The organism is Paenibacillus sp. J22R232 (genome assembly GCF_056269165.1).
Window position 1 is genome coordinate 463,228 of record NZ_JBWDNK010000003.1, and the last position, 25,973, is coordinate 489,200.

At 49.9% G+C, this 25,973-nt stretch carries 25 protein-coding genes; 22 read left to right on the top strand and 3 right to left on the bottom strand.

Going from position 1 to position 25,973, the window contains the following annotated elements:
- Positions 1 to 8: 8 nt before the first annotated feature.
- From AC0YN3_RS13060 to AC0YN3_RS13095, 8 genes are all read left to right on the top strand, one after another.
- Complete coding sequence (locus AC0YN3_RS13060) at positions 9 to 2,186, top strand: RelA/SpoT family protein (RefSeq protein ID WP_475775464.1); 2,178 nt, start codon at positions 9 to 11, stop codon at positions 2,184 to 2,186.
- A 53-nt stretch (positions 2,187 to 2,239) separates the two neighbouring features.
- Entirely contained in the window at positions 2,240 to 2,683 is a 444-nt protein-coding gene (gene dtd / locus AC0YN3_RS13065) for a D-aminoacyl-tRNA deacylase (protein ID WP_475775465.1), read from the top strand.
- Between the two features lie 92 nt (positions 2,684 to 2,775).
- The gene (locus tag AC0YN3_RS13070) at positions 2,776 to 2,946 is read left to right on the top strand and encodes a hypothetical protein (RefSeq protein ID WP_475775466.1); all 171 of its coding nucleotides are present in this window, start codon (positions 2,776 to 2,778) and stop codon (positions 2,944 to 2,946) included.
- Positions 2,947 to 3,254: 308 nt separating this feature from the next.
- Complete coding sequence (locus AC0YN3_RS13075; protein WP_475775467.1) at positions 3,255 to 3,452, top strand: hypothetical protein; 198 nt, start codon at positions 3,255 to 3,257, stop codon at positions 3,450 to 3,452.
- A gap of 141 nt (positions 3,453 to 3,593) precedes the next feature.
- The gene (gene hisS / locus AC0YN3_RS13080) at positions 3,594 to 4,841 is read left to right on the top strand and encodes a histidine--tRNA ligase (protein WP_475775468.1); all 1,248 of its coding nucleotides are present in this window, start codon (positions 3,594 to 3,596) and stop codon (positions 4,839 to 4,841) included.
- A 44-nt stretch (positions 4,842 to 4,885) separates the two neighbouring features.
- Entirely contained in the window at positions 4,886 to 6,703 is a 1,818-nt protein-coding gene (gene aspS, locus AC0YN3_RS13085; protein WP_475775469.1) for an aspartate--tRNA ligase, read from the top strand.
- 29 nt (positions 6,704 to 6,732) lie between these two features.
- Positions 6,733 to 7,488, top strand: coding sequence for a tRNA threonylcarbamoyladenosine dehydratase (locus AC0YN3_RS13090; RefSeq protein WP_475775470.1), 756 nt, complete (start codon positions 6,733 to 6,735; stop codon positions 7,486 to 7,488).
- Positions 7,489 to 7,809: 321 nt separating this feature from the next.
- The gene (locus AC0YN3_RS13095) at positions 7,810 to 9,111 is read left to right on the top strand and encodes a replication-associated recombination protein A (protein ID WP_475775638.1); all 1,302 of its coding nucleotides are present in this window, start codon (positions 7,810 to 7,812) and stop codon (positions 9,109 to 9,111) included.
- An 84-nt stretch (positions 9,112 to 9,195) separates the two neighbouring features.
- Here AC0YN3_RS13095 and AC0YN3_RS13100 read toward each other — a convergent pair whose 3' ends face one another.
- On the bottom strand, positions 9,196 to 10,281 hold the full coding sequence (locus tag AC0YN3_RS13100; RefSeq protein WP_475775471.1) for a copper resistance D family protein: 1,086 nt from the start codon (positions 10,279 to 10,281) through the stop codon (positions 9,196 to 9,198).
- Positions 10,281 to 10,850, bottom strand: coding sequence for a copper resistance CopC family protein (locus tag AC0YN3_RS13105; RefSeq protein WP_475775472.1), 570 nt, complete (start codon positions 10,848 to 10,850; stop codon positions 10,281 to 10,283). Before AC0YN3_RS13105 ends, AC0YN3_RS13100 begins: the two co-directional genes overlap by 1 nt.
- A 372-nt stretch (positions 10,851 to 11,222) precedes the next feature.
- Between AC0YN3_RS13105 and AC0YN3_RS13110 the strand changes: the two genes are divergently transcribed.
- Positions 11,223 to 12,569, top strand: a complete 1,347-nt coding sequence (locus AC0YN3_RS13110) for a hemolysin family protein (RefSeq protein ID WP_475775473.1) — start codon at positions 11,223 to 11,225, stop codon at positions 12,567 to 12,569.
- 81 nt (positions 12,570 to 12,650) lie between these two features.
- Here AC0YN3_RS13110 and mnmA read toward each other — a convergent pair whose 3' ends face one another.
- On the bottom strand, positions 12,651 to 13,787 hold the full coding sequence (gene mnmA, locus AC0YN3_RS13115) for a tRNA 2-thiouridine(34) synthase MnmA (protein ID WP_475775639.1): 1,137 nt from the start codon (positions 13,785 to 13,787) through the stop codon (positions 12,651 to 12,653).
- Positions 13,788 to 13,987: 200 nt separating this feature from the next.
- Between mnmA and cymR the strand changes: the two genes are divergently transcribed.
- From cymR to AC0YN3_RS13180, 13 genes are all read left to right on the top strand, one after another.
- On the top strand, positions 13,988 to 14,407 hold the full coding sequence (cymR, locus tag AC0YN3_RS13120; protein WP_183557792.1) for a cysteine metabolism transcriptional regulator CymR: 420 nt from the start codon (positions 13,988 to 13,990) through the stop codon (positions 14,405 to 14,407).
- A 13-nt stretch (positions 14,408 to 14,420) separates the two neighbouring features.
- Complete coding sequence (locus AC0YN3_RS13125) at positions 14,421 to 15,575, top strand: cysteine desulfurase family protein (protein ID WP_475775474.1); 1,155 nt, start codon at positions 14,421 to 14,423, stop codon at positions 15,573 to 15,575.
- Positions 15,576 to 15,592: 17 nt separating this feature from the next.
- A complete protein-coding gene (locus tag AC0YN3_RS13130) occupies positions 15,593 to 16,129 on the top strand; it encodes a PRC-barrel domain-containing protein (RefSeq protein WP_475775475.1) in 537 nt (178 codons plus the stop codon).
- A 13-nt stretch (positions 16,130 to 16,142) separates the two neighbouring features.
- Positions 16,143 to 16,340: a hypothetical protein gene (locus AC0YN3_RS13135; RefSeq protein WP_138752357.1), complete on the top strand. Its 198-nt coding sequence runs from the start codon at positions 16,143 to 16,145 to the stop codon at positions 16,338 to 16,340.
- Positions 16,341 to 16,494: 154 nt separating this feature from the next.
- Positions 16,495 to 17,565: an AI-2E family transporter gene (locus AC0YN3_RS13140; RefSeq protein WP_475775476.1), complete on the top strand. Its 1,071-nt coding sequence runs from the start codon at positions 16,495 to 16,497 to the stop codon at positions 17,563 to 17,565.
- Between the two features lie 354 nt (positions 17,566 to 17,919).
- Entirely contained in the window at positions 17,920 to 20,553 is a 2,634-nt protein-coding gene (gene alaS / locus AC0YN3_RS13145) for an alanine--tRNA ligase (RefSeq protein ID WP_475775477.1), read from the top strand.
- 50 nt (positions 20,554 to 20,603) lie between these two features.
- Positions 20,604 to 20,864 carry an IreB family regulatory phosphoprotein gene (locus AC0YN3_RS13150; protein WP_183557809.1) on the top strand — a complete coding sequence of 87 codons (261 nt, stop codon included), beginning with the start codon at positions 20,604 to 20,606 and terminating at the stop codon, positions 20,862 to 20,864.
- 26 nt (positions 20,865 to 20,890) lie between these two features.
- Positions 20,891 to 21,307 carry a Holliday junction resolvase RuvX gene (ruvX, locus tag AC0YN3_RS13155; RefSeq protein ID WP_183557812.1) on the top strand — a complete coding sequence of 139 codons (417 nt, stop codon included), beginning with the start codon at positions 20,891 to 20,893 and terminating at the stop codon, positions 21,305 to 21,307.
- An 8-nt stretch (positions 21,308 to 21,315) separates the two neighbouring features.
- Positions 21,316 to 21,612 carry a DUF1292 domain-containing protein gene (locus AC0YN3_RS13160; protein ID WP_183557815.1) on the top strand — a complete coding sequence of 99 codons (297 nt, stop codon included), beginning with the start codon at positions 21,316 to 21,318 and terminating at the stop codon, positions 21,610 to 21,612.
- A complete protein-coding gene (locus tag AC0YN3_RS13165) occupies positions 21,612 to 21,923 on the top strand; it encodes a DUF1292 domain-containing protein (protein ID WP_475775478.1) in 312 nt (103 codons plus the stop codon). The genes AC0YN3_RS13160 and AC0YN3_RS13165 overlap by 1 nt, the downstream gene beginning before the upstream one ends.
- A gap of 281 nt (positions 21,924 to 22,204) precedes the next feature.
- Positions 22,205 to 23,320 carry an endolytic transglycosylase MltG gene (mltG, locus tag AC0YN3_RS13170; RefSeq protein WP_475775479.1) on the top strand — a complete coding sequence of 372 codons (1,116 nt, stop codon included), beginning with the start codon at positions 22,205 to 22,207 and terminating at the stop codon, positions 23,318 to 23,320.
- A gap of 59 nt (positions 23,321 to 23,379) precedes the next feature.
- Entirely contained in the window at positions 23,380 to 24,312 is a 933-nt protein-coding gene (locus AC0YN3_RS13175) for a peptidase U32 family protein (protein WP_475775480.1), read from the top strand.
- 389 nt (positions 24,313 to 24,701) lie between these two features.
- On the top strand, positions 24,702 to 25,964 hold the full coding sequence (locus AC0YN3_RS13180) for a peptidase U32 family protein (protein ID WP_475775481.1): 1,263 nt from the start codon (positions 24,702 to 24,704) through the stop codon (positions 25,962 to 25,964).
- Positions 25,965 to 25,973 lie beyond the last annotated feature (9 nt).

A 25,973-nucleotide genomic window follows, 5' to 3' on the forward strand; every position in this document is an offset into this window, starting at 1 on the left:
GACGTTTCATGGGCATTGAGCATTTACTCGAGAAGGCATCCGCCTATATGAAAGAGCAGGACCTTATACGCATCCAGGAAGCCTATGACTTTGCGGAGCAAGCCCATCACGGACAAGTGCGGAAGTCGGGAGAGCCTTATATCCTGCATCCCGTAGCGGTTGCGGATATTCTTGTTGATATGCAAATGGACGTGCTGTCTATTATTGCGGCATTGCTTCATGATGTCGTTGAGGACACGACTGTAGATTTGCAGACGGTTCGCGCGAAATTTGGCGAAACCTGTGCGATGCTGGTAGACGGCCTGACCAAGCTTGAAAAAATTCAGTTTCGTTCGAAGGAAGAGCAGCAGAACGAAAACTATCGCAAAATGTTTGTCGCCATGGCGCAGGACATCCGCGTCATTCTTATAAAACTGGCAGATCGCCTGCACAATATGCGCACGCTTAAATTCCAGTCAGAGGAAGCACAGCGCCGGATTGCCTATGAGACGCTGGAGATTTTCTGCCCGATTGCCCACCGGTTGGGTATTTCGGCGATCAAATGGGAGATGGAGGACATTGCGCTCCGCTATTTGAATCCGCAGCAATATTACCGCATCGCCAACCTCATGAAGAAGAAGCGCGCGGAGCGAGAGCAGTTCATCGAGGACGTTATCGGCCGCATTACGGAGAAGCTTGAGGAAATGGGCATTGAAGGCGATATTTCCGGAAGGCCAAAGCATTTGTACAGCATTTACAAGAAAATGACCGACCGCAACAAGCAGTTCACTGAGATATATGACCTGCTCGCGATTCGGATTATCGTAGATAACATTAAAGATTGTTATGCCACGCTTGGCATTATTCATACGCTTTGGAAGCCAATGCCCGGCCGCTTTAAGGATTACATCGCCATGCCGAAGGCGAATATGTACCAATCTTTGCACACGACCGTTATCGGACCTAATGGCGAGCCTACCGAGGTTCAAATTCGTACTTGGGAGATGCACCGTACATCGGAATACGGGATCGCGGCGCATTGGGCGTATAAGGAAGGCTCGCTCGTTCCGGGCGGGAACTTCGAGGACAAAATGTCCTGGTTCCGCGAAATTTTGGAGCTTCAGCATGAGGCTCGCGACGCATCCGAGTTCATGGAATCGCTCAAAATGGACTTTTTTGCCGATTTGGTATTCGTGTTTACGCCAAGCGGTGAGGTTATCGAGCTCCCTGCGGGCTCCGTTCCGCTTGATTTCGCTTACCGTATCCATACGGAGGTTGGGAACCGGACAATCGGCGCGAAGCTGAACGGCCGCATCGTCCCGCTTGACCATAAGCTGAAGACGGGAGATATCGTTGAGATTCTGACGTCGAAGCATTCATACGGACCTAGCCAAGACTGGGTCAAAATCGCGCAGTCCTCGCATGCCCGCAGCAAAATTCGGCAATGGTTCAAGAAGGAGCGACGCGAGGAAAATGTCTCGAAGGGCAAAGACCTGCTCGAAAGAGAGCTGAAGCGGCTTGGTCTCGAGCCGTCAGCATGGCTTCAGGACGACAAGCTTCTGGAGGCTGCATCGAAATTCGCTTTCCATGACATTGAAGATATGATGTCTGCCATTGGTTTCGGCGGGATTACGGCCGCGCAAATTTGTACGAAGCTGACGGAGAAAATGCGCAGGGAAGCCGAGCTCGCCAATCAACTCGAGCTAACGAGCGAGGTTAAGGAAATTAAGTCGCCGGGGAACCGGAAGCCTAGGATGAACCAGGGCGTAACGGTAAAGGGCATCGACAATTTGCTCGTTCGTTTTGCCCGCTGCTGCAATCCTGTGCCGGGTGATGCCATTATCGGTTACATTACTCGCGGCCGCGGCGTTTCCGTGCATAGAATGGACTGCCAGAACATTCCTTTTGGCGAAGAGGGAGAAGAGGGCGACCGCGTTATCGAGGTCGAATGGGAGGATACGATTGACGCCAATTACAGCGTGGATATCGAAATCACCGGAAATGACCGCAGAGGCTTGCTGAACGAAGTGCTTCAAGCTGTATCGGAGAGCAAAACGAACATATCGGCAGTAACCGGACGCTCCGTTAAGAACATGTCGCTTATTCATATCACCGTGCTCATCCGAAATATTGAGCATCTTAACGCGGTCGTTGAGAAAATAAAACGCGTGCAGGATATTTATTCCGTGCAACGGATTATGCAATAATTTTGAAAAAATAGCCGCAAGCAAGCGCAAGCCATATAGGAGGTTAACGGGTAGTGAAAGTCGTCGTTCAGCGCAGCAACAAAGCCAAAGTTGTCATTCAGGGCGAAACGGTTGGGGCAATTGATTTCGGTTTAGTGCTCTTAGTCGGCATCACGCATGACGATTCGGAGGCAGACGTGAAGTGGATGGCGGATAAGGTCGCTCATTTGAGAATCTTCGAGGATGATTCCGGGAAGATGAATCATTCGGTTTCGGATATCGGAGGACAGCTGCTTTCCGTCTCGCAGTTTACGCTTTACGGCGATTGCCGCAAGGGCAGAAGGCCAAACTTTATGGCAGCCGCAAAGCCGGATCAAGCGGAGAAGCTGTATGACTGCTTTAACGAAACGCTGCGTGCCATCGGATTAACCGTGGAAACGGGGCGCTTCGGAGCGATGATGGACGTGGAGCTGGTTAATTCTGGGCCCGTCACGATAATTTTGGAAAGCGGTATGTAAGAAGGCATTCGCGGGAAACAATAGACCATAAGCTTTGCAGGCAGATTGATTGCCTGGCACAAGCCGAACGAACTATTGGAGGAATTCCGCGCATGCACCAATCACGCAAAGAGCAAGGCATTGAACGGGTTTCACGCAAGCTGCTTCATCCGGACCGCAGGGAGGCCAAAGTTTTCGCTGAGCTAGAGGACGATATAGAAGCAGCGGAGGAATGGGCGGGCTTCCCGCAGCAACCGCGCCGTGATAACCCTAATCATTTATAATGAGCAAAAATAGCCGTCCGGATCAAAAGACCGGGCGGCTGCTTCGTTTGATGGACGCAATTGCAATAAAAACGCTTTCGAAATTGTAATATATCTGTAATCAATCTCTAACTTTGTTTTAACATCATTGGCCTATAATAGACCTCGACCCCCTTTTTAAAAATATATTTTACTTTTGGACCTACAAACATGTTTTGTAGGTTTTTTTCTGCCCATTAACGGAAAGCCTATCGGATATGCATCTCGATCTTGACTTTAACTGCTGCTGAAGGTAAAATTAATCCTCAGTATAGATATGTGATTCATGGATGGGACAAAGTAATTCTACGCGCTGTATCCAGAGAGGGACGCCAATTGGCTGCAAGGGTCCTTATATCGGCAGAATGAACAGACTTCCCGGAGAACAGGCAGTGAACAGCGTGCATGAAGCAAGCCATGGGCTTGGTGATAAGCGCCCATTAGCTGGACTGCGGATGACGGACGTTAACCGTCTTGGAGCGGGCTGATGCATAGGATGCAGGCTCGGAATGTGGGTGGTACCACGGGAGATACACTCTCGTCCCTTATGGCGCAAGCTGTTAGGAACGGGAGTTTTTTGCGTCTTGCGACGGTTGGGAATTTCATTATGGGGTCAGGAGGTTTTAGTTATGGCATTTCAAAAAATGCCGGGCACGCAGGATATTTTGCCCGGAGCCGTAGAGAGATGGCAGTATGTGGAGCAGAAGGCACGCGATATTTGCCAGCGCTACAACTTTCGCGAAATTCGCACGCCAATTTTTGAATCCACGGAGCTTTTTCAGCGCGGAGTAGGAGAAACAACGGATATCGTTGAGAAAGAAATGTACACGTTCACTGACCGCGGCAACCGCAGCCTAACGCTGCGTCCAGAAGGCACGGCGGGCGTAGTGCGTTCTTATGTCGAGAACAAGCTGTACGGCGAGCCAGACGTGTCTAAGCTCTACTATATCGGTCCCATGTTCAGGTATGAGCGTCCGCAGGCCGGACGATACCGCCAGCTACATCAATTCGGCGTCGAGGCGCTAGGTTCGGTTGATCCTGCCATTGATGCTGAAGTGATCGCACTCGGTTACACCTTCTATACGGAGGTTGGCTTAAAAGGCGTTCGCGTTGAAATCAACTCGGTTGGAACGCCGGCCGTACGCGCCGTTTTCCGTGAACGCTTGCTTGCTTTCCTAGAGCCGAAGCGCGAGCTGCTTTGCAAGGACTGTCAATCACGGATGGACCGAAATCCGCTGCGCGTGCTCGATTGCAAGGTTGATCAAGAGCATTTCACCGATGCGCCCTCCATATTGGACAGCTTGGACGAGGAGTGCCAGATTCACTTTGATAAAGTGAAAATGTATTTGACCGATATGGGCATCCCATACGAAATCAACCATCGTCTCGTTCGCGGCCTGGACTATTATACCCATACCGCTTTCGAGTACAAGGCTGAGGGAATCGGTACGATCGATACCGTTGGCGGAGGCGGACGCTATAACGGTCTAGTCTCGGAGATCGGCGGTCCGGACCAACCGGGCGTCGGACTTGGTCTAGGACTGGAGAGAACGATTCTGCTGCTCCAGCATCAAGAAACCGAATTGCCTATCTCCAGCCAAATCGACGTTTATGTCGTGGCGCTAGGCGAAGCGGCCGAGCGTGAGGTTACGAAGCTGGTTTATCAGCTGAGACAGCGAGGCATCAAAGCAGAACGCGATTATTTGGGACGCAAGATGAAGGCTCAGATGAAGTCAGCTGACCGATTGCAAGCCCGCTATACGGCTATTCTTGGCGATGACGAGCTGGAGAGAGGCGAGATTTCGCTTAAGGATATGGCGAAGGGCGAGCAGCGTGTTGTAGCCTTAGATAAACTTGCCGACGACATTATTGGTTAATGAACTACCCCATACAATCTAACTAAATGAGGAGCTTGAAAACTATGTTGTTAAAAACACATCATTGCGGACGCTTAACGAAAGCGGACGTTGGCCAAACGGTTATTCTAAACGGCTGGGTACAGCGACGTCGCGACCTTGGCGGCGTACTCTTTATCGATTTGCGTGACCGCTCGGGTATCGTACAAACGGTATTTAACCCGGATTTCTCCGGCGATGCGCTAGCTATCGCCGATCGTGCGCGCAACGAGTTCGTCCTTGCGATTCAAGGCACGGTCGTTGAGCGTGACGCGGAAACGTATAACGCGAACCTTGCTACAGGTGAAATCGAAGTGCGGGTTACGAAAATCGAAGTCATGAATGCGGCTAAAACCCCTCCTTTCCCAATCGAGGACGGCGTAGAAGTCGATGAATCGCTTCGCTTGAAATATCGCTACCTGGACCTTCGTCGTCCAGAAATGCAAAAAACGCTGTTCCTTCGTTCGAAAGCGGCTAAGATTTTCCGTGATTTCCTTGACGGTGAAGGCTTCATCGACGTTGAAACGCCAATTCTGACCAAAAGCACGCCGGAAGGCGCGCGTGATTACTTGGTGCCGAGCCGCGTGCACGAAGGCGAATTTTTTGCCCTGCCGCAATCGCCGCAAATTTTCAAGCAGCTTCTCATGGTGGGCGGAATTGAGCGTTACTACCAAATTGCCCGCTGCTTCCGCGACGAGGATCTTCGTGCGGACCGTCAGCCGGAATTCACGCAAGTCGACATCGAGACTTCTTTCCTATCGCAAGATCAATTGCTTGCCATGATGGAAGAGCTGACGGCTAAACTTCTTAAGGAAACCGTTGGCGTAGAGCTGGAGCTTCCATTCCAGCGCATTACGTATGCTGATGCGATGAACAAATATGGTTCGGATAAGCCTGACCTACGCTTTGGCCTTGAGATTGAAGACATTACGGATATCGTTTCCGGCAGCGAAGTGAAAGTATTCGCAAGCGTTGCAGCTGGCGGCGGCGTTGTTAAAGCGCTCAATGCGAAGGGCTGTGCGAGCTGGAGCCGCAAGGAGCTTGACGACCTGCAGCCGTTCGCGGCGCGCTACGGCGGTAAAGGACTTGCCTGGATTACAGTGAAGGACGGCGAATGGCGCGGTCCAATCGTGAAATTCCTTAAGCCGGAAGAAATCGCTGCGCTAACCGAGCGTCTGCAAGTAGAAGACGGCGATTTGCTCACTTTCTCAGCTGATAAGAAAAAAGTCGTTTCGGATGTTCTGGGCAACCTTCGTTCAAAACTGGGCAAAGACCTTGGCTTGATCGACGAATCCAAATTCAAATTCGCATGGGTTGTAGATTTCCCATTGCTTGGATGGGATGAGGACGCTAAACGTTACGTGGCCGAACATCACCCGTTCACCCGTCCGAATGAAGAAGACCTTCAATTCTTCGATACGGACCCAGGCCAGATCCGGGCACAAGCTTACGATCTAGTCCTGAACGGATATGAAGTCGGCGGCGGTTCGATGCGTATTTACAAACGCGAAGTACAGGAGCAAATGTTCAAGGCGCTTGGCTTCAGCATGGACGAAGCACAAGAGAAGTTCGGCTTCCTGCTCGATGCTTTTGAATACGGTACGCCTCCACACGGCGGTATTGCTTTCGGTTTCGACCGTCTAGTGATGCTTCTTACCGGCCGCACCAATCTGCGTGAAACGATTGCGTTCCCGAAAACGGCAAGCGCGACCGACTTGCTGTGCGATGCGCCGTCCGAAGTGGAGCTTTCGCAGCTTGAGCAGCTTCACATTCGCACCGTATTAAAGCCAAAACAGCCCGTAGCGGCAGCTGCAGCTCCCGCTGCAGAATCAACTGAAAAATAACCAATCCATGCAAAGGAGGCGGCAGCCTGATGCTTCATCAATTTTCACGTACGGAGCTGGCTATTGGGCCGGAAGGACTTGCGCTAATGAAGGGGAGCACGGTTGCCGTGCTCGGCATTGGCGGCGTTGGCGGCATTGCGGCTGAAGCGCTCGCGCGTACAGGCGTAGGACGGATTATTCTCGTCGATAAGGACGTCGTCGACATTACGAACGTGAACCGTCAGGTTCATGCGCTTATTACTACGGTTGGTCAACCGAAAGCGGAGCTAATGCGGGACCGGATTAAGCTGATTAACCCCGAGTGTGATGTCATAGCGCTGCGGATGTTTTATACGGAGGAAACGTTTGAACAGTTTTTCGAGTATCCGCTCGATTACGTCGTAGATGCTTCGGATACGATTTCGTATAAGATTCATCTGATCAAGCAATGCTTGGAGCGGAAGATTCCCATTATTTCGAGCATGGGCGCAGCTAATAAAATGGACCCGACGAAATTTCAGGTTGTTGATATTTCAAAGACCCATACGGACCCGCTTGCTCGGGTTATCCGGACGAAGCTTCGCAAGGATGGCATTAAACGCGGCGTGAAGGTTGTATTCTCAACAGAAACGCCGATTAAGCCACGCGAGGATGTAACGAAACAAATCGTACCCGAGAACGCGCCGGAAATTCGCAAAGCGAAGCAGCCTCCAGCCAGCAATTCTTTTGTTCCGCCTGTCGCGGGACTCATCATGGTCAGCGTTGTTGTCAAAGACTTGCTTGACTCCGGAGGCATTGAGGCTTAATAGCTAGCCGGCAGCGGCAAGAGTAGCGCTTTCGAGGCCGAAGCTTCCACTCTCCAAACGATGGGATACACGTAGTCTGTAATAAATAGCCATGCCAAGAACAGCGGAAACGCTAATTCTGGCATGGCTTTTTTGATATATGAGACTTTATATGTTTTCACTTATAATATCTCGGCGAAACGACTGCTTTTGCCACAGAGGACGGCGATAGCCGTTTCACCCTGCAAAATCAAGCTCTTGATGAACTCCGGCATATGTAGCGAACAAATGTGCTTGTATGCTATGATCGACGTAACAGAGGGCAGAAGGTTGGGAAGCAGAATGGATTTATTCTCTTATCAGGAAACGGAAATGCCGCGTGCAAGGCTGCTAGCAGACCGTATGCGGCCGCAAACCTTGGACGAGTACATTGGGCAAGAACATATAGTTGGGACAGGCAAGCTGCTGCGCAGAGCCATAGAAGGGGATCAGGTATCTTCCATATTGCTGTACGGACCGCCGGGCTGCGGCAAAACGACGCTTGCCCACATTATTTCGCTGCGAACGGCGGGCGAGTTCGTAAAGCTGAACGCCGTGGACGCTTCGGTAAAGGACGTGCGCGAGGTTATCGATCAGGCTCGCACGAATAAAGCGATGTACGGCAAGAAGACGATTCTTTTCCTGGACGAGGTGCATCGCTTTAATACGGCAAGGCAGGATGCGCTGCTGCCTGCGGTTGAGCAGGGAATCATTATTTTTATCGGGGCAACGACGGAGAATCCGTTTCATCATGTCAATGGAGCCTTATTGTCGCGATCCACGCTGTTTCAGCTGGAAGCGCTCGGAGAGGAGCATGCCTATGAAGCGATGCGAAGGGCACTCGGCGATCGCGATCGGGGACTTGGCTTTATGGATCTGCAGGCAGACGAGGAGGCGCTTCGGCACATTGCGTCGATGGCAGGCGGGGATATTCGCAGAGCGCTGAACGCGCTTGAGCTTGCGGCGGTTACGACGCCCTCGGAGATGGACGGCTCCGTGCGATTAACGCTGGAGGTGGCGCAGGAATCCATACGCAAGCCCTCAATACGGGCAGATCTCTCCACGCAGTACGATGTGTTGTCGGCTTTCCACAAGAGTGTCAGAGGCTCTAGCGATGCGGCTCTCTTCTGGTTTTTGTATGCGGTCGAGAAGCTGGGCATGGACCCGATGACTTTCCTTCGCAGGCTAATCGTAGCTTGCAGCGAGGATATTGGCTTAGCTAACCCCCAAGCGATGATTCAGGCTGTTACGGCAATGGATGCTTACCATAAAATCGGCTGGCCGGAAGCGAAGTACAACATCTCGCAAGCTATTCTCTTCGCGGTAGAGAGCCCGAAGTCGAACGCGACGGCCATTGCGATCGGCAATGCCGAGGCGGCGATGGAGAGGGCAGGCGGCGCGGAAGTGCCTTTGCATTTGCGCGACACGCATTACAAAGGCGCTCAGCAGCTTGGCCATGAAGGCTATCAATATCCGCATAACTTCCCGAACCACTACGTGAAGCAGCAATATTTGCCCATTACGCTTGGAAGCATGTCCTTCTACAAAGCGACGGAGCAGGGCATGGAGGATAAAATACGGCAAAATCAGCAAAAGCGCAAATAAGCTTCGACGATCGGCTCATACGAGAAAAGGCTGCCCGGTTTCATTAATCGCGGCAGCCTTTCGTATGTAGGTTGAGCGAGCCGTTTAAGCAATCGCGAACATCAATCCATAATAACCAAAAACGGCGGTCAGAATGCCCATTAGAAAAGCAGGGATCAGCTTATTCGTACGGTACATCCAAAGCAGCCCGCCAGCCATAAGCAGCGCAGCCGCAAACATAAGCAGGCTTTCCAAATGCAGGTTGAAATGTAGCGTAATATCAGGGCTGAAGCTGCCTTTATAAATGGTCATGAATAATGGCGATGGCGAGACGGTTTGCAGCGTCTCCTTCACGATGTGAGGGGGAGTTTGCTGGCCGAGCACGCCTGTTGCGGCAAGCACTAGCAGGGCAATTAGGCTCTCCGCTCTCAACCAGCGCTTTGGATTGAACTCTGCATTGTTTTTTACTGCCTTCTTGTAGCCAAAGCCATTGGAGTATGCAAATAACAGCAGCGGCAGTATTAATAAATGTTTAATCAATAGCATTTGACCATATGGAAGCATCCAAGCGTTTACATATTCAGGTGTCGTGAAAGTCATGAGAATAATCCCGGCGAGCAGAGTGACGACTACGGCTGCAATGGCTACTGGAGAGAACCAGCGCAGAAACGCAGGCCAATTGGCGTTATCCTTCGCAAACCAGCTGACGATGAATAGGATGCCGATCCACACGCTTACGGCCAGGAAATGGGACGAGTGCGTAATCAACCCTCTAAAGCCATAAAGCGAAGAGGCATGTCCCGCGTAGCCTAGCCAAACGATCAGCAAAAAAGTGACAAACAAAGCGACCTTGGGCATATGCTTATCGTTGCGAAACGCTTTTAGCCCAAGCAGCAAAGCTAGCCCTGCCGAGCCTATAGCCGTCCATAGCCACGCTTTGCCTGTATTGATATCCAGCAGGATGCTTTTGAGAATGGAGCCGTAGGACATGTCGAAATCTTTGCCGAAAACAAGGGCAAGGTTGTGAATAGGCACATACGATAAAATCGGAATCGCTATCGCGCATGCAAGCAGCAAGCCATTCGGCACTTGAATGGACGGCCTTCTATTCTCCGGTACGAGCTTAAGCAGCAATGATCCTGTTAGAATGGCGAAGCAAACATAAAGAAGGCCTTCGCTCACGTAAATCATTATTTCCGCCTCCGCATCAACAAGACGAGCGCCGCAACCACGATAATCGCACCGATGATGATGGCAGGCGTATAGTTCGTATCATCGCCTGCCGCTGCCGGGGAATTATTATCGCTGCCCGCGTCTGCGCTTGGAGCCGTTTCGCTAGACGGGGAAGGTGACGGCGTCGCGGTCTCGGCAGTTGCCGTAGGCTCGGGTGATGGGGCTTCGGTCACAACAGGAGCGTCAAGCGTAAAAGCATAGTCACCTTCGACCGAATGCCCGTCTGCGCCAATAATGACCCATTTCACGGTGTAAATGCCATTGGGAAGCGTATCCGGAATGCCTCCGGTCATTTTCATTCCATCAACCTCAACCTTGTCCTTTTCGATTTCCTCGCCAGCAGCGTTTAACAGCTTGAAATTGCTAAGCTTCTCGATTTTTGTATTATAGGTCAGCTCTATGCGCTCTGGAAGGACGGTAACCGTCGCATCCTGCGCAGGCAAAGCCTCCTCAAGTTTTGAATGGGCCAAAGCAATGCTCGGTAGCAGCCATAGTGCGGCTAAGCAAATCAGTAATATTCGTTTCATTTGTAAACCTCCTACATAATTTAGTAACGCGTCTAACTGGCAGACTGATTGCATTATAACAGATTTCGCCAAGCGTCAGCCCGGCACTTCATGATCAATTCGTCACGGCTTTATGAACATTTGTTGAAGAGCCATCCAAGCACCGCATAAATATCCAAAGAATGGGCGCAAAACTGCGTATAATGGATAGCCTCTGCCGAATAGAAATAACTACGGTCTTGAAAATGGATTATCCTCCGGTTATACCGCATGACACGGCGGCTCAGCAACAAGAGATGCTCCCACATTACACAAAGATCGCCGTATCTTTGTTCCCAAAGGAGGTGCACCTGTTTCCGCAGCGGCATGACTGTTCGCGGAGGCAGGAACTCGTTGAATGACCCGATGCCGATTAGTTTGTCCCTGATTCTTATTTTTCTTTTGGTCTTTATGAATGGTTTTTTTGTCGCTGCTGAATTCGCGATGGTGAAGGCTAGGGGCAGTCGAATGGATTTGCTTGCCTCGGAAGGCCATACCCGAGCGAAGCTTGCAACGCATATGACTGGGAATTTGGATGCTTATTTATCGGCTTGCAAACTTGGCATTACGCTTGCCTCCCTTGGACTCGGCTGGATTGGGGAGCCCGCGGTTGCACGGGTTATCGAGCCTCTCCTCGGCGAGCTTGGGATTCGCAACCAGGTCGTTCTTCATAGTTTCTCTTTCCTGCTCGCATTTACCTTCATTACGGTGCTTCATATTGTGCTTGGCCAGCTTGCTCCGAAAACGATTGCTATTCGCAAAGCTGAATCGGTAACGCTGCTAACGGCTACGCCGCTCGTTTTTATGTATAAAACCATGTACCCGTTTATTTGGATATTGAATGAAATGGCCAACCAGTTCCTTCGCAGAATGGGCATCGAGCCAGCGAACGAGAAGGATTCAGCGCATACAGAGGATGAAATACGCATTTTGATGAAGGAAAGCCATAAAAATGGATTTATAAATAATACCGAGCTGACGCTCGTTGATAATATTTTTGATTTCACGGAAACGAATGCGAGAGAAATCATGATTCCACGCACAGAGATGATTTGCTTGAATGCCAGCCATACGATTGCGGAGAATAAAAAGCTTGCGCTTGAACAAATGCTCACCCGTTATCCGGTATGTGAGAACGATAAAGATAATATTATCGGCTTTGTGCATATCAAGGATTTATTAAAGGATACGCACCAAAGCCTAAGTGATATTAGGCAGATTACGAGACCCATTACAACGGTACCCGAATCGATGCAAATTAGCACGCTGCTAAAACTGATGCAGAAGCGAAGGTCGCAAATCGCGATTCTCATCGATGAGTATGGCGGCACGTCAGGCCTCGTGACGCTGGAGGATATTATGGAGGAAATCGTCGGCGAAATACAAGACGAGTTCGATGAAGAGCGTGAGCAGCTGGAGAGGCTGGATGACGGTGCGTATTCGGTCAGCGGTCTAATGCTGATCGAGGAGGTGAACAGCTTCTTTGGGCTAGACATCGATACGGACGACTACGACACAATCGGGGGTTGGATGTATTCTAGAATCGATCTTCCGCCTGCGTGCAACCAACTCATCCGCTTCGGGAATGAAGTTGAGTTTATTATCGAAGAAACGGACCATTTGCGAATTTCCCGTTTGCGTATTCGGGCCATCAACGACGACGAGTTCATAGGGAAGCAAGCTGATCAGCAGCTTGGATGAAATACAGCGTCTGAATAAAATTAAAAAAAGGCTGCTTCGCACATCAGAGGATGTAGGAAGCAGCCTTCTCTATTGATTCGATTATGTCTGCTTGGCTAGCATCGCATTAGCATCGATTTTTTGGACCGTTTCGATCGTTCCGCCCCCAAGACAAACGGCTTCGTCGTACAGGACGACGGCTTGCCCAGGGGTAATCGCTTTTTGATGCTTATCAAAAACGATTCGTGCATCTCCGTTCGGCAGCACCGTAACGCTAACGCCTTGATCCTGCTGGCGATAGCGGAATTTGGCCGTGCAGCGGAGGGTTTCTCCTGCTCGCAAAGGCTGGGAGATCCAGTTCATGCCGCTTGCGGTCAAACTTTCGGAATAAAGGCTCGGATGCTGCTCGCCTTGCACGACGTACAGGATATTGCGCTCCAAATCCTTGTCAGCGACGAACCACGGCTCGCCAGATCCCGATCCACCGATGCCAAGTCCTTGGCGCTGACCGAGGGTATAATACATAAGGCCGTCATGCCGGCCCTTCTTCTCGCCGCTTTGAACGTCAATCATATCGCCTGCTTGAGCTGGCAAATACCCGCTAAGAAACGTCTTGAAGTTTCGTTCTCCGATAAAGCATACACCTGTGCTGTCTTTCTTCTTCGCCGTATACAAACCGGCTTCCTCCGCGATGCGACGAACCTCGGGTTTCGGAAGATGGCCAATCGGAAACATCGCTTTCGCAAGCTGTTTCTGATTTAATGCGCTGAGGAAGTAGGTTTGATCCTTGTTGGAATCAATGCCTCGCAGCAGCTTGGTAACGCCGTCCTCCGTGCGCTCGACCTGAGCGTAGTGCCCCGTAGCCAAATAGTCTGCTCCAAGCTCCATCGCCCGCTGAAGGAAATCGCCGAATTTGATTTCGCGATTGCACATGACGTCTGGATTCGGCGTGCGCCCGCGCTTGTATTCATCTAGGAAATAGCTGAATACCTTATCGAAATATTGCCGTTCAAAATTAACGGTATAGTACGGGATACCGATTTGCTCGCATACGCGGCGGACATCTTCCGAATCTTCTTCCGCCGTGCAATGACCGAATTCATCGGTATCGTCCCAGTTTTTCATGAATATGCCGACAACGTCGTACCCTTGCTGCTTCAGCAGCAGGGCAGTGACGGAGGAATCGACGCCGCCTGACATGCCGACGACAACCCTAGTCGATGCGATTGGTTTTTCCATCATAAACACCACCTTGCTCGAATCAAACAATTATTATTGTAACATAGGAAGCAAACTTTTTCATGAAGTAGTCAAGCTTTTTGCACACGGCGCGCGCGTGATATGTTAACATATAAGTGAAATGGGAATACAGAGAATTAACAGCTACGCATGCAGACACGCGGATGAACCACTATAAAACCAACTAAAGAGGTGCCACTTTGAAAATATCGACAAAGGGCCGTTACGGCTTAACGATTATGATGGAGCTTGCAGTTAAATTTGGGGAAGGCCCAACGTCGCTCAAGAGCATAGCAGAGCGCAACCAGCTTTCCGAACACTATTTGGAGCAATTAGTCGCACCGCTTCGCAATGCAGGGCTTGTGAAAAGTATCCGGGGGGCATACGGCGGCTATATCCTTTCGAAGGACCCGGAAACAATTACTTCCGGAGATATCATTCGTATCCTCGAGGGTCCTATTTCACCGGTAGACTTTACGGAAGAGGATGATCCTGCGAAACGCCAGCTTTGGCTAAGAATCCGGGACAGCATTGCTGATGTGCTTGACTCGACGACGCTTGCGGATCTCATCAATTTCGAAGACGCGGGCAAACCTGACAGCTATATGTTCTACATCTAAAGGAAACGAACCTATGACAAAACATTATTTTGACCATGCCGCCACTACGCCTATGCATCCTGACGTCGCCAAAGCGATGCTCGAGGTTATGCTGGGTCCTGGCGGCAATTCGTCTAGCATGCATGCGTTTGGAAGAGCGGCTAAGCTCCATCTCAACCGGTCGCGCGATCTAATCTCGGCAGCGGTCGGCTGCAAACCGGGCGAGCTGATGTTCACCTCCGGAGGGACGGAGAGCGATAATGCGGCAATTATCGGAGCAGCCAGAGCACAGCGCAAACGCGGGAGAACACATCTGATTACTTCTGCGGGCGAGCATCACGCCGTTCTTCATACATGCGAGTGGCTTGCCAAGGAAGAAGGCTTCACTCTAACGGTACTTCCTGTCGATTCGGCAGGGCGCACATCGACGGAGAACGTCCAAGCGGCTATTACGCCAGAAACTGCCCTTATCAGCATTATGCATGGCAACAACGAAGTAGGAACGATTCAGCCCATAGAAGAGATTGGCCGAATGGCGAAAGCTGCAGGCGCGATCTTCCATGTGGATGCCGTACAGACATTAAGCTGGTTCGATTACCGGCTCAATGAGCTGCCGATCGACCTCATGAGTTTCTCATCCCATAAGATCAACGGTCCCCAGGGCGTTGGCGCACTATATATCGCTTCAGGCACTCCGCTTGAACCTCTTCAGCACGGTGGTTCGCAAGAAAGAAAACGCCGGGCTGGCACCGAAAACATCGCCGGAATCGTTGGATTCGCAGCAGCAGTTGACATTTGTGTGAACGATAGAAAAAATAAGCAACCTTTTATGGACAAGCTTCGTAAGAGATGGATAGAACTGCTTCATGAGCATGCTGGATTACCCGTATCCGTTAATGGAAGCGGGGAGGACTATTTGCCGCATATCGTAAATGTCAGCTTTATCGGAGTCGATACGGAAACGATGCTGATGAATTTGGATATGGAAGGCATTGCTGCAGCAAGCGGCTCTGCATGCACATCTGGCGCACTTGAGCGATCACATGTACTGAGAGCCATGGAGCTGTCCGAGGAGCGAATTCAATCTGCCGTAAGATTTAGCTTCGGTTTGGGGAATACTTTGGAGGAATTAGAAGATGCCGCACGGAAGATTGCATTAATCGTGAAGCGTATTCGTAATAACTACTAGGAGGACTCCGCTTAAGCGTGATTAAACTTCAACGGCTTATTGGGCTTCCCGTAATCGTCATTCATTCGGGCAAGCTGGTTGGCACGGTCAAGGACGCTTGGTTTGATGAGCACTGGCAGCTAAAAGGGCTCATCCTTGATTGTCCCAAATGGTTTGCTTCTACTGCTAAGATCGTTGAGTGGTCTCATGTGCTCACTTGCGGAGAGGACACCGTCATCATAGCAGATGAAGCGTCGATTTCTCGGATGAAGTCGAAGCAATTGCTGCGTTCCTTTTACACCGGATTAGTGAAATTAAAGGATTTGCCCGTCGTAACGGTTAGCGGAATTCAACTTGGCCGTGTGTCGGATGTTTATTTTTACCCAAAAGAGGGTACACAAATAGTAGGCTACGAGCTTACGGACGGTTTTGTTTCGGATCTGATGGAAGGGCGCAAATGGCTGAGAGCGCCGAGTGATCCGGATAGCGTATTACTCGGGGAAGACGCGATTATTGTTCCTGCTGTCAGTGAAGCGGAATTGGAGCCTGTCGCAGCTTCCAATTTCAGAGGATAGGGAGAAATGAAAGATGATGAGATGTCCGAATTGCAACTCGAAAGATATCGGAAAGATCGGTTCCCACCAGTTTTATTGTTGGGGCTGCTTCATAGAACTGACGGTAAACGGCGAGAAAATGTCGGTTTACCAAGTAGAAGAGGATGGTACGTTAAGCTCGCTTGACGACTTGTTCTTTGAAGAGGAAATGACTCAGATTCACGTCAATTGACGTGCTTCTTCATAAACGATGACTTTGAAGAGACGGTCTTTGGCCGTCTTTTTTTGCTGCATACGGATGAATCGAGCCGCTTGTACATATACTGAACTAGTTCCGCTAGCCTTGCAGGGGCATGCCGGAAAACGAAGGTTCGGGGGTGAGGACGGTGGAACGCTTTACAAAGAACCGTCTGTTTGTTTGGCTGGTTTATTTGATATTAGGCTTGCTTTCCATTTATTTATTGCTGCTTATCAAGCCGCTTATCGTAAGCATATACATTTTTGTGAAGGCAGTTTTTGCACCTTTTATCATAGCGATGATTATTTCCTACGTGCTTAATCCGATCGTGACGATCCTGCATGAGAGGAAGGTGCCAAGGACGATTGCGGTGCTGCTCATTTATGCTGTCTTTTGCGCGGTCATTACCGTTCTTCTGGTTAACCTGATCCCGATGTTTATCAACCAGGTTCAAGAATTGAATCGCCACGTGCCGGAGTTGTCCATGCGCGCGCAAAATATCGTGACGGACATTAACAATACATCCTTTTTGCCCGAAAGCATTCGCAGCGGCCTTAACAAATCGCTTGTCCATATTGAGAAAAGGCTGTCCGAAAGCTTATTCAATTTCGTAAATAATATCGGATCCATGGTTAATGCGATATTCATCACCTTCATTATACCGTTCCTTGCCTTCTACATATTGAAGGACTTTGACGTATTCGAGCGTACGGTCATCACCTACGTGCCCAAGTCGCATCGGAAAAACACGGTTAGGCTCCTAAAGGATATTGATACGGCATTAGGCAGCTACATAAGGGGACAGTTTCTGGTTTGCGTGATCGTCGGCGTATTGGCCTACTTTGGCTATCTGCTCATCGGAATGCCATATGCGCTTTTATTGGCGAGCATCGTTGCCATCACGAATGTCATTCCTTACTTGGGTCCTTTTTTCGGGGCCGCTCCGGCATTGCTAATGGCTTCGACGGTTTCCTTGAAAATGGTTATTCTAGTCGCCATCATTAATACGCTTTGCCAAATACTCGAGGGCAATGTGATTTCTCCGCAGGTTGTTGGCCGAACGCTGCACATGCACCCTTTGTCCATCATATTCGCGCTCTTGGTTGGAGGCGAAATAGCCGGCATCGTCGGAATGATATTGGCGGTCCCGATATTCGCAGCCTGCAAGGTCATTATCCAGCATATGTTCGCTTATTACGTGCGCAGAAAGATTATTTGACAGGCTGAGAGGGTGTAGCTATAATTTTAAAATAATCAAGTGTCAAAAATAAGGTGATAAAGCGTTGACGAATTGAAGTAGGCCAATGCCCGTTAACCAGAGAGAAAGCTTCTTCGCAGCGACTGCCCGGCAGTCGAATGCGTCGGTTGAGAGAGCTTTTATGACGAAGGGTGGCTGAAAGCTCTTTTCGGAGTGTGAATGAACTTCACCGGGTTGACCCGTTAACGTCTAATGAAGGCGATTGCGCAAGCTGCATGCAGCGAGCAATAACCAGGGTGGTACCGCGAATGTTTTCGTCCCTGTCAATGACAGGGGCGTTTTTTGTGTTTTATGATGAAAAGGGGGCTTATTCAAATGAAAGCTAGTGAAATTCGGTCCAAATGGCTTGCTTTTTTCGAGAGCAAGGGGCATAAAATTGAACCAAGCGCATCGCTTGTCCCGCACAACGATCCATCGCTTCTTTGGATTAATGCAGGCATGGCGCCGCTTAAGGCTTATTTTGACGGACGTATCGTACCTGATAATCCGCGGATTACCAACTCGCAGAAATGCATCCGCACAAACGATATCGAGAATGTCGGCAAAACACGCAGGCATCATACGTTTTTTGAAATGCTGGGCAATTTCTCGATCGGCGATTACTTCAAGGAAGAAGCGATCACATGGGCATGGGAATTTCTAACCGATTCGAAGTGGATCGGCTTTGACCCGAACCGCCTATCCGTCACGGTATATCCCGAGGATGAGGAAGCGTTTGAATTCTGGAACAAAAAAATCGGCCTTCCGGAAGAGCGCATCTACAAGCTTGAAGAAAACTTTTGGGATATCGGCGAAGGCCCATGCGGACCATGTACTGAAATTTTCTACGACCGCGGCGACAAATATGGTGACCTCACGGACCCGGAATGCTGGCCAGGCGGGGAAAATGAGCGTTTCCTAGAAGTATGGAACGTCGTTTTCTCACAGTTCAACCACAATAAAGACGGAAGCTATACGCCGCTTCCCATTAAAAATATCGATACGGGCGCAGGGCTTGAGCGTTTTGCTTCCATTCTGCAGGACGTGGATTCCAACTTCGATACGGATTTGTTCCGTCCGATCATTGACCGTACCTGCACGATTGCAAAGGTAACCTACAAAACGAATGAAGAGCATGACGTAGCGCTCAAGGTAATCGCAGACCACATTCGTACGGTTGCGTTCGCAGTCGGTGACGGCGTTATGCCTTCAAACGAAGGACGCGGCTACATTATCCGCCGTTTGCTCCGCCGTGCCGTACGTTACGGTAAAACGATCGGCATCGACCGTCCTTTCCTTCATGAGCTTACTTCTGTGGTAGGCGAGGTTATGGGCGTGTACTATCCGGAGGTAGTCGAGAAGCGCGAGTTTATAGAGCGCGTTATCCGCACGGAAGAAGAAAGATTCCACGAGACATTGTCCGATGGGCTCGCTATGTTGTCCGAATTAGTGGCAGCGGCCTCGAAAGCAGGAAATAAAGAGATTAACGGCGACGATGCTTTCCGTCTCTATGATACCTATGGTTTTCCTTTCGATCTGACAGAAGACTATGCTTCGGAGAACGGCATGACCGTTGACCGCGAAGGTTTTGATGCTGCAATGGAGGCGCAGCGCGTACGTGCTCGCGCAGCCCGCCAAGATACTGGCAGCATGAAGGTTCAAGGCGGGCCTCTTGGCGAATTCACGATTAAAAGCGAGTTTGTTGGCTATAATGAATTGGTATCTGACTCCAAAATCATTGCCATCGTTCAAGATGATTTGCTGGTCGAAAGCGCAGCGCAAGGAAGCAAGGTTCTTGTCATCTTGGACCGTACGCCGTTCTATGCGGAAAGCGGCGGACAGATTGGGGACAAAGGAACAATCAAAGGCGATGGCTTTACGCTCGACATCCTCGATGTTACGAAGGCGCCTCATGGGCAAAGCGTGCATCATGCCATCGTAGCCGAGGGAACCGTTCGAAGCGGCCAATCTGCGCAAGCAAGCGTAACAAGAGTCATTCGGGACGATATCGTTAAAAACCATACGGCAACGCATCTTCTGCATAAAGCGCTAAAAGAGGTGCTTGGCGATCATGTCAATCAAGCAGGCTCGCTGGTAGAAGCGGAACGGCTGAGGTTTGACTTCTCTCATTTCGGCAGCATAACGGCAGAGGAGCTAACCGAAATCGAACGTCGCGTCAATGAGCAAATCTGGCTGGGAACCTCCGTTTCGATCGACATTAAGACATTGAATGAAGCAAAGGCAATGGGCGCAATGGCTCTGTTCGGAGAGAAATACGGTGATGAGGTCCGGGTCGTTCAAGTGGGAACCTATAGCTTGGAGCTATGCGGCGGATGCCATGTAGGCAATACCTCGCAAATCGGGCTGTTCAAGCTGTTAAGCGAGAGCGGTATCGGTTCAGGGGTTAGAAGGATTGAAGCCGTTACAGGCAAGCATGCTTATAACTATTTGGAAGGTCAGTTCGAGCTGCTCAAGCAATCGGCTACACTTCTCAAAGCGAATGCCAATGACGTACCGAAACGGATTGAAGCGCTGTTCGGCCAAGTGAAGGAGCTTACGCGCGATAATGAATCGCTGCAAGCGAAGCTTAGTCGGATCGAGGCAGGCTCCCTCGAGCAAAACGCCAAAACCGTAGATGGAATAACGGTATTGTGCGCGCAAGTTAATGCGCCTTCCATGGATGCGCTTCGGGGAATTGTTGACGAATTGAAGTTGAAGCTGGAGTCCAGCGTCATCGTGCTGGGCGCGATTGCCGACGGAAAAGTAAACCTAGCGGCAGCGGTTTCCGCGGATCTCATTAAGAAGGGTTTCCATGCCGGGAAAATCGTAAAAGAAGCGGCTGTTCATTGCGGCGGAAGCGGCGGAGGACGCCCAGATATGGCGCAAGCGGGCGGAAAAGATACATCAAAGCTGGATGAGGCTTTGAAACTTGCGGAAGAACTAGTTCTTAATCAAACAAATGTGATATGATATAGTTGTATATCTCATTGAAAAGCGGTTTGGAAAGCGAGGTGCTGGCGATGAGTTCCATGGACAAAACAATGAAATTTAACGTGACGGCGGAGGGGGTTGAATCTTCTCAAGACATTCTGCTATCCGTGCATGAAGCGCTTCTCGAGAAAGAGTATAATCCGATTAACCAGATCGTTGGGTATTTGCTGTCCGGAGATCCCGCGTATATTCCGCGGCACAACAACGCCAGAAGTTTAATTCGCAAAAAAGAACGAGACGAATTAATCGAAGAGCTGGTCCGGTTTTACCTAAACCATAAGAAACAATAACAAATGAGGCAGGAGCCGGACTTGAAATGAGATTAATGGGATTGGATTATGGCGACCGCAAGATCGGTGTTGCTGTCAGCGACGCCTTTCGCTGGACCGCGCAAGGGACCGGGGTTATCGAACGCAGGAGAGACGGCAGCGAGTTTGACCAAATTGCCGCGTTAGTCAAGGAGCATGAGGTTAGCGAAATCGTAGTAGGCCTGCCTAAGAATATGAACGGTTCCATCGGTCCTCGAGGGGAAATTTGTATCGAATTCGCAGAACTGATTAAGCAGAAACTAAACATACCTGTTCACCTTTGGGATGAAAGGCTGACAACGGTAGCTGCCGAACGTACGCTTATTGAAGCGGACGTCAGCCGGAAGAAGCGAAAGCTCGTAATAGACAAAATGGCGGCAACGCTTATTTTGCAAAATTATCTCGATTCTAAAGCGAAAAGGTGAGGGTAAACATGACAAAAGAAGAAATGGAATTCGAAGAGCCGGAAATTATTTATATCCCGGATGAAGAAGGAAACGAAGAAGAATTCGAAGTCATCATGAAATTCGAAGTTGATGGTTCCGATCAGAAATATATGATGGTTGTTCCGCTTACGGGCGAGAACGAAGAGGAAGACGAGGTTTACGCTTTCCGTTACGAAGAAGAAGGCGACGATCTGAAGCTTTATACGATTGAAGACGAAGAAGAGTGGAACATGGTCGAGGAGACGTTCAACACGCTTCTAGGCGAGATGGAGGAAGAAAACTAATGTCTGGCAACGAGCATGAAGCGCCTAAGAAGCTGAATAGCCTAAGAACTGCTTTTGGCAATGAAATTGAGCTGGAAGCGGATGACGGCAGCGTGGAAGTATACGACATTAAGGCTGAATTTCAGCTTGGTGACCGTGTTTATGCGGCACTTCAATCCGATCCGATGCGCGGTGAGGAAGATGTCGAGCTTTTCCGTGTTATTCAAGTAGGCGGAGAGCCGCAGCTTGAAAACATTGAGGATGACGAGGAATGGGAAGCGGCATCGGAAGCTTATGATGATCTTTTGTTCTCGACCGACGAGCGCCCTTAACGTTCATTAAGCGCATATGCAGTTAACGAAAGAGCGGTTTCTAACCGCTCTTTTGTTCACGTATAGGAAAGGATATGAGGTTACTTATCCTTTCTCTATACGTTTCGTAGAAACGATGGCGTCTATTAAAAGGACGCCGTCATGCGTTTCTTCTTACATGTTATGGTACAATTGTCGTTGAATACAAGCAGAAGCTGAGCTGCATTTATGCGGTATCAGCCATTTCGCCTGCGCAAATCGGGAAATTGATAGCTAAGAATCATAAAGCGGGGGGTCTAAGATTGGATAAGACATCACAGCAGGTTGAGCAGAGCGACCAGTATTCACGTCGCGGTCCGAAGCGCAGCCGCATTACGTTATGGGTTATTTTGAGCTTGCTTGGCATTATAATCATCGGGACAGGCAGCGTCGCCTTATATATCTGGAGCAGCCTGCAGCCTACCGCGGCAGGTGAAGTGCAAAGGGTGGAGATTCCTAAAGGGACGTCGGCCAACAAGGTAGCCGATTTGCTAGAACAGCAGGGTATGATTAAAAACGCATTTATATTTAAGTACTACCTGAAGCTGAAGGACGAGGGCGGCCGGTTTCAAGCCGGTATCTATGAGCTTAACCCGGGAATGGACAACGATACGATTATCGAGAAGCTGAACGCCGGCGCCACTGTTGCGGCTGAAACGATCCGTTTTACGATACCAGAAGGGTTCACCGTTCTGCAAATTGCTGACAAGCTGGCAGCAGAGAAGCTGATTGACAGAGAAAAGTTCATTGGATTGGTTGCCGAGCAGAAAAATTGGGGAGACGCCGAGGCCGTGCGTTCGATTCCAGAGAGCGATAAGCTGCATGAGCGCCTGGAAGGCTATCTGTTTCCCGAAACGTATGAAATGAAGAAGGACAGCACCGAGGAGGACATTATTAATCGGATGGTGTCTGAGCTTGACCGAAAGCTCGCAGAGCTTCCGGAAGGCTGGATGGATGTACTCGATGAAAGAAAAATATCTTTCCATGACTTATTAACGATCGCCTCGCTCGTAGAGCGCGAAGTCGTTGTCGACGAAGAACGAGCACTCGTTGCCGGCATCATATACAATCGAATTGCCGATGGCATGAAGCTGCAAATCGATGCTACCGTTCAGTATTCGCTCGATAAGCCCAAGGAGCGCTTGTACGAGAAGGATCTGCTGGTCGATAGTCCATATAATACGTATAAAGTCGAAGGATTGCCTCCCGGCCCTATCGCAAGCCCGAGTCTGGCATCGATTCAGGCTGCGTTGTATCCGGAGGAAACGGAATTTTTCTTCTATGTTACGAAAAAAGACGGCAGCCAATCTCATTTGTTTGCAAAAACGTACAAAGAGCATTTAAGAAACATCGAAAAGAGTAATCAGACCGCTGGGTAAGGCCACTTGATAGAGGGATATGCAAGTGCGTCCGCTCAGAGCTTTAAGGAGGAGCAGGCATGGCGTACAAGCCCGAATTGTTAGCTACCGCCGCATCGTTAGAGGAGCTTCAAAGGCTCATTGCAGCAGGTGCGGATGCTTTCGTCATCGGCGAAGCACGCTACGGTACACGATTAGCAGGGGAATTTACGATAGAAATGATCGCAGAGGCCGTAAAAATTGCGAGGCCCCAAGGCGTCCGCATTTATGCAGCGCTCAATAATTTAATGGATAACGAAGCGGCTGAATCTTTGAATAAGTACGTATCGGCGCTTGCAGATGCCGGGGTCGATGCATTTGTTTTTGGCGATCCGGCGGTATTAATGGCTGCAAGGTCTCATGCGCCGGGCATCGCTTTGCATTGGAATGCCGAAATGACGTCTACGAATTACGTCACGGCAAATTATTGGGGCCGCAGAGGGGCAACCCGGTATGTGCTGGCACGCGAGCTGAATATGGAGCAAGTCATTGATACGGCAGCCGCTTCCGACCTCGAGGTTCAAGTACAGGTACATGGGATGACGAACATCTACCATTCCAAACGATCCCTTGTCGGGAGCTACCTGGATCATCAAACAGAGCCCGAGCGACTGCCGGAGAAGGACAAGGATCGCGGTCTATACGTAATGGAAGCAGAGCGGCAGGATGAGCGGTATCCGATTTATGAAGACATGAACGGGACTCATATTATGAGCTCGGATGATATTTGCATGGTCGAGAATATTCATGAGCTGCTCGAAGCAGGCGTCAGCAGCCTGAAGATTGAAGGCATAATGAAATCAATGGACTATAACGAAACCGTTGTGCGCGCCTACCGGCAGGCTATTGATGCATACTTGTCAGATCCTGAAGCTTATGCATTCAACGAGGAATGGCTGGAAGCCATCCAACAGATTCAGGATCCCAATCGGGAGCTAAGCTACGGATTCTTTTATAAGGAACAGGTATATTGAATGGGATTCAGCCGGGCTGCCTCTACTCAGCAGAACGTTAGAAATGGGCTTGCGAGGCGAGTTTTGCTTAGTATATAAGCATGTATATGTTTTCACATATACATGTGCTTATCTATCTCCGCGAAACGACTGCTTTTGCCACAGAGGACGGCGACAGCCGTTTACGCTTGAAATTTAGGAAAGTATATGATTTCGCCATCTATCTCTATATTTCTATGCGAAACGTAAGCTTAGCCGCCAGAAGACGGCTTCAGCCGTTTACGCTTGAAATATAGGAAAGTATATGATTTCGCCAACTATCTCTATATTTCTACGCGAAACGTAAGCTTAGCCGTCAGAAGACGGCTTCAGCCGTTTACGCTTGGCGAAACTACAGGAGGTGCACAACATTGACGACTATAGAGAAAACAACTCCGCGCTATCAAGGCAAACGGCATCGTCTTGCTAAACCGGAACTGCTTGCTCCTGCAGGCAACCTGGAGAAGCTCAAGTTCGCCGTCCATTACGGTGCAGATGCCGTTTACATCGGCGGACAGAAATATGGCTTACGCTCCAATGCCGACAACTTCAGCTTCGAGGAGATGAAGGAAGGCGTTGAGTTCGCCAAGCGATACGGAGCAAAGGTTTTTGTTGCGACTAATATTTATGCGCATAATGAGGATGTTGAGGGTCTTGAAGATTATTTGCGCGCTCTTGAGCACGCAGGCATCTCTGCAATCATTGCGGCAGATCCGGTCATTATCGAAACAGCGCAGCGCGTGGCTCCAAAGCTGGAGGTGCATTTGAGCACGCAGCAGTCTACGCTGAACTGGCAAGCGGTGCAGTTTTGGAAGGAAGAGGGCTTGCCACGGGTGGTGCTGGCACGTGAAACCAGCTTTAAGGATATCGCCGAAATAAAAAAACATGTTGATATTGAGATTGAAGCGTTTATTCATGGCGCGATGTGCTCCTCGTTTTCTGGCCGTTGCGTGCTGTCTAATCATTTCACCGACCGGGATTCCAACCGTGGCGGGTGCTGTCAATCCTGCCGATGGAAGTACGATCTGTTCGTGGATGACATGCCGATGTATGCCGAAGAGGAAGACAAGTTTACAATGGGCTCGAAGGATCTTTGCATGATCGAATATTTGCCAGAGCTGATTGAGGTCGGCGTTGACAGCTTCAAAATCGAAGGCAGAATGAAGAGCATTCATTATGTGGCAACGGTAGTGAACGTGTACAGGCAAGCGATCGATACTTACTTCGAGGACCCGGAGCATTTCGAGCTGAAGCAGGAATGGATCGAGGAAATCAACAAAGCTGCGAATCGTCCGCTTAACACCGGCTTCTTCCTGGACGAGCCTGGTGCGGAGGATCACATCTACGAGCCCGAGGAGAAAGCGGCACCGTATGACTTCGCGGGTATCGTTGTGGATTATGACCCGAAAACAAGCTTTGCCACCGTTCAGCAGCGAAATCATTTCAAGGTTGGCCAGGAAGTGGAGTTCGTCGGCCCGGAGGGCACGTTCTTCAAGCAGACTGTCACGGAGTTGACGGACATTGAGGGAGCAGCATTGGAAGCGGCAAGGCATCCTTTGCAGCAGATTCGGATCCGTACGCTTAAGCCGGTTAAGCCAATGGACATGATGAGGAAGAAGCTTGGGCGGAAATAAACCTATATA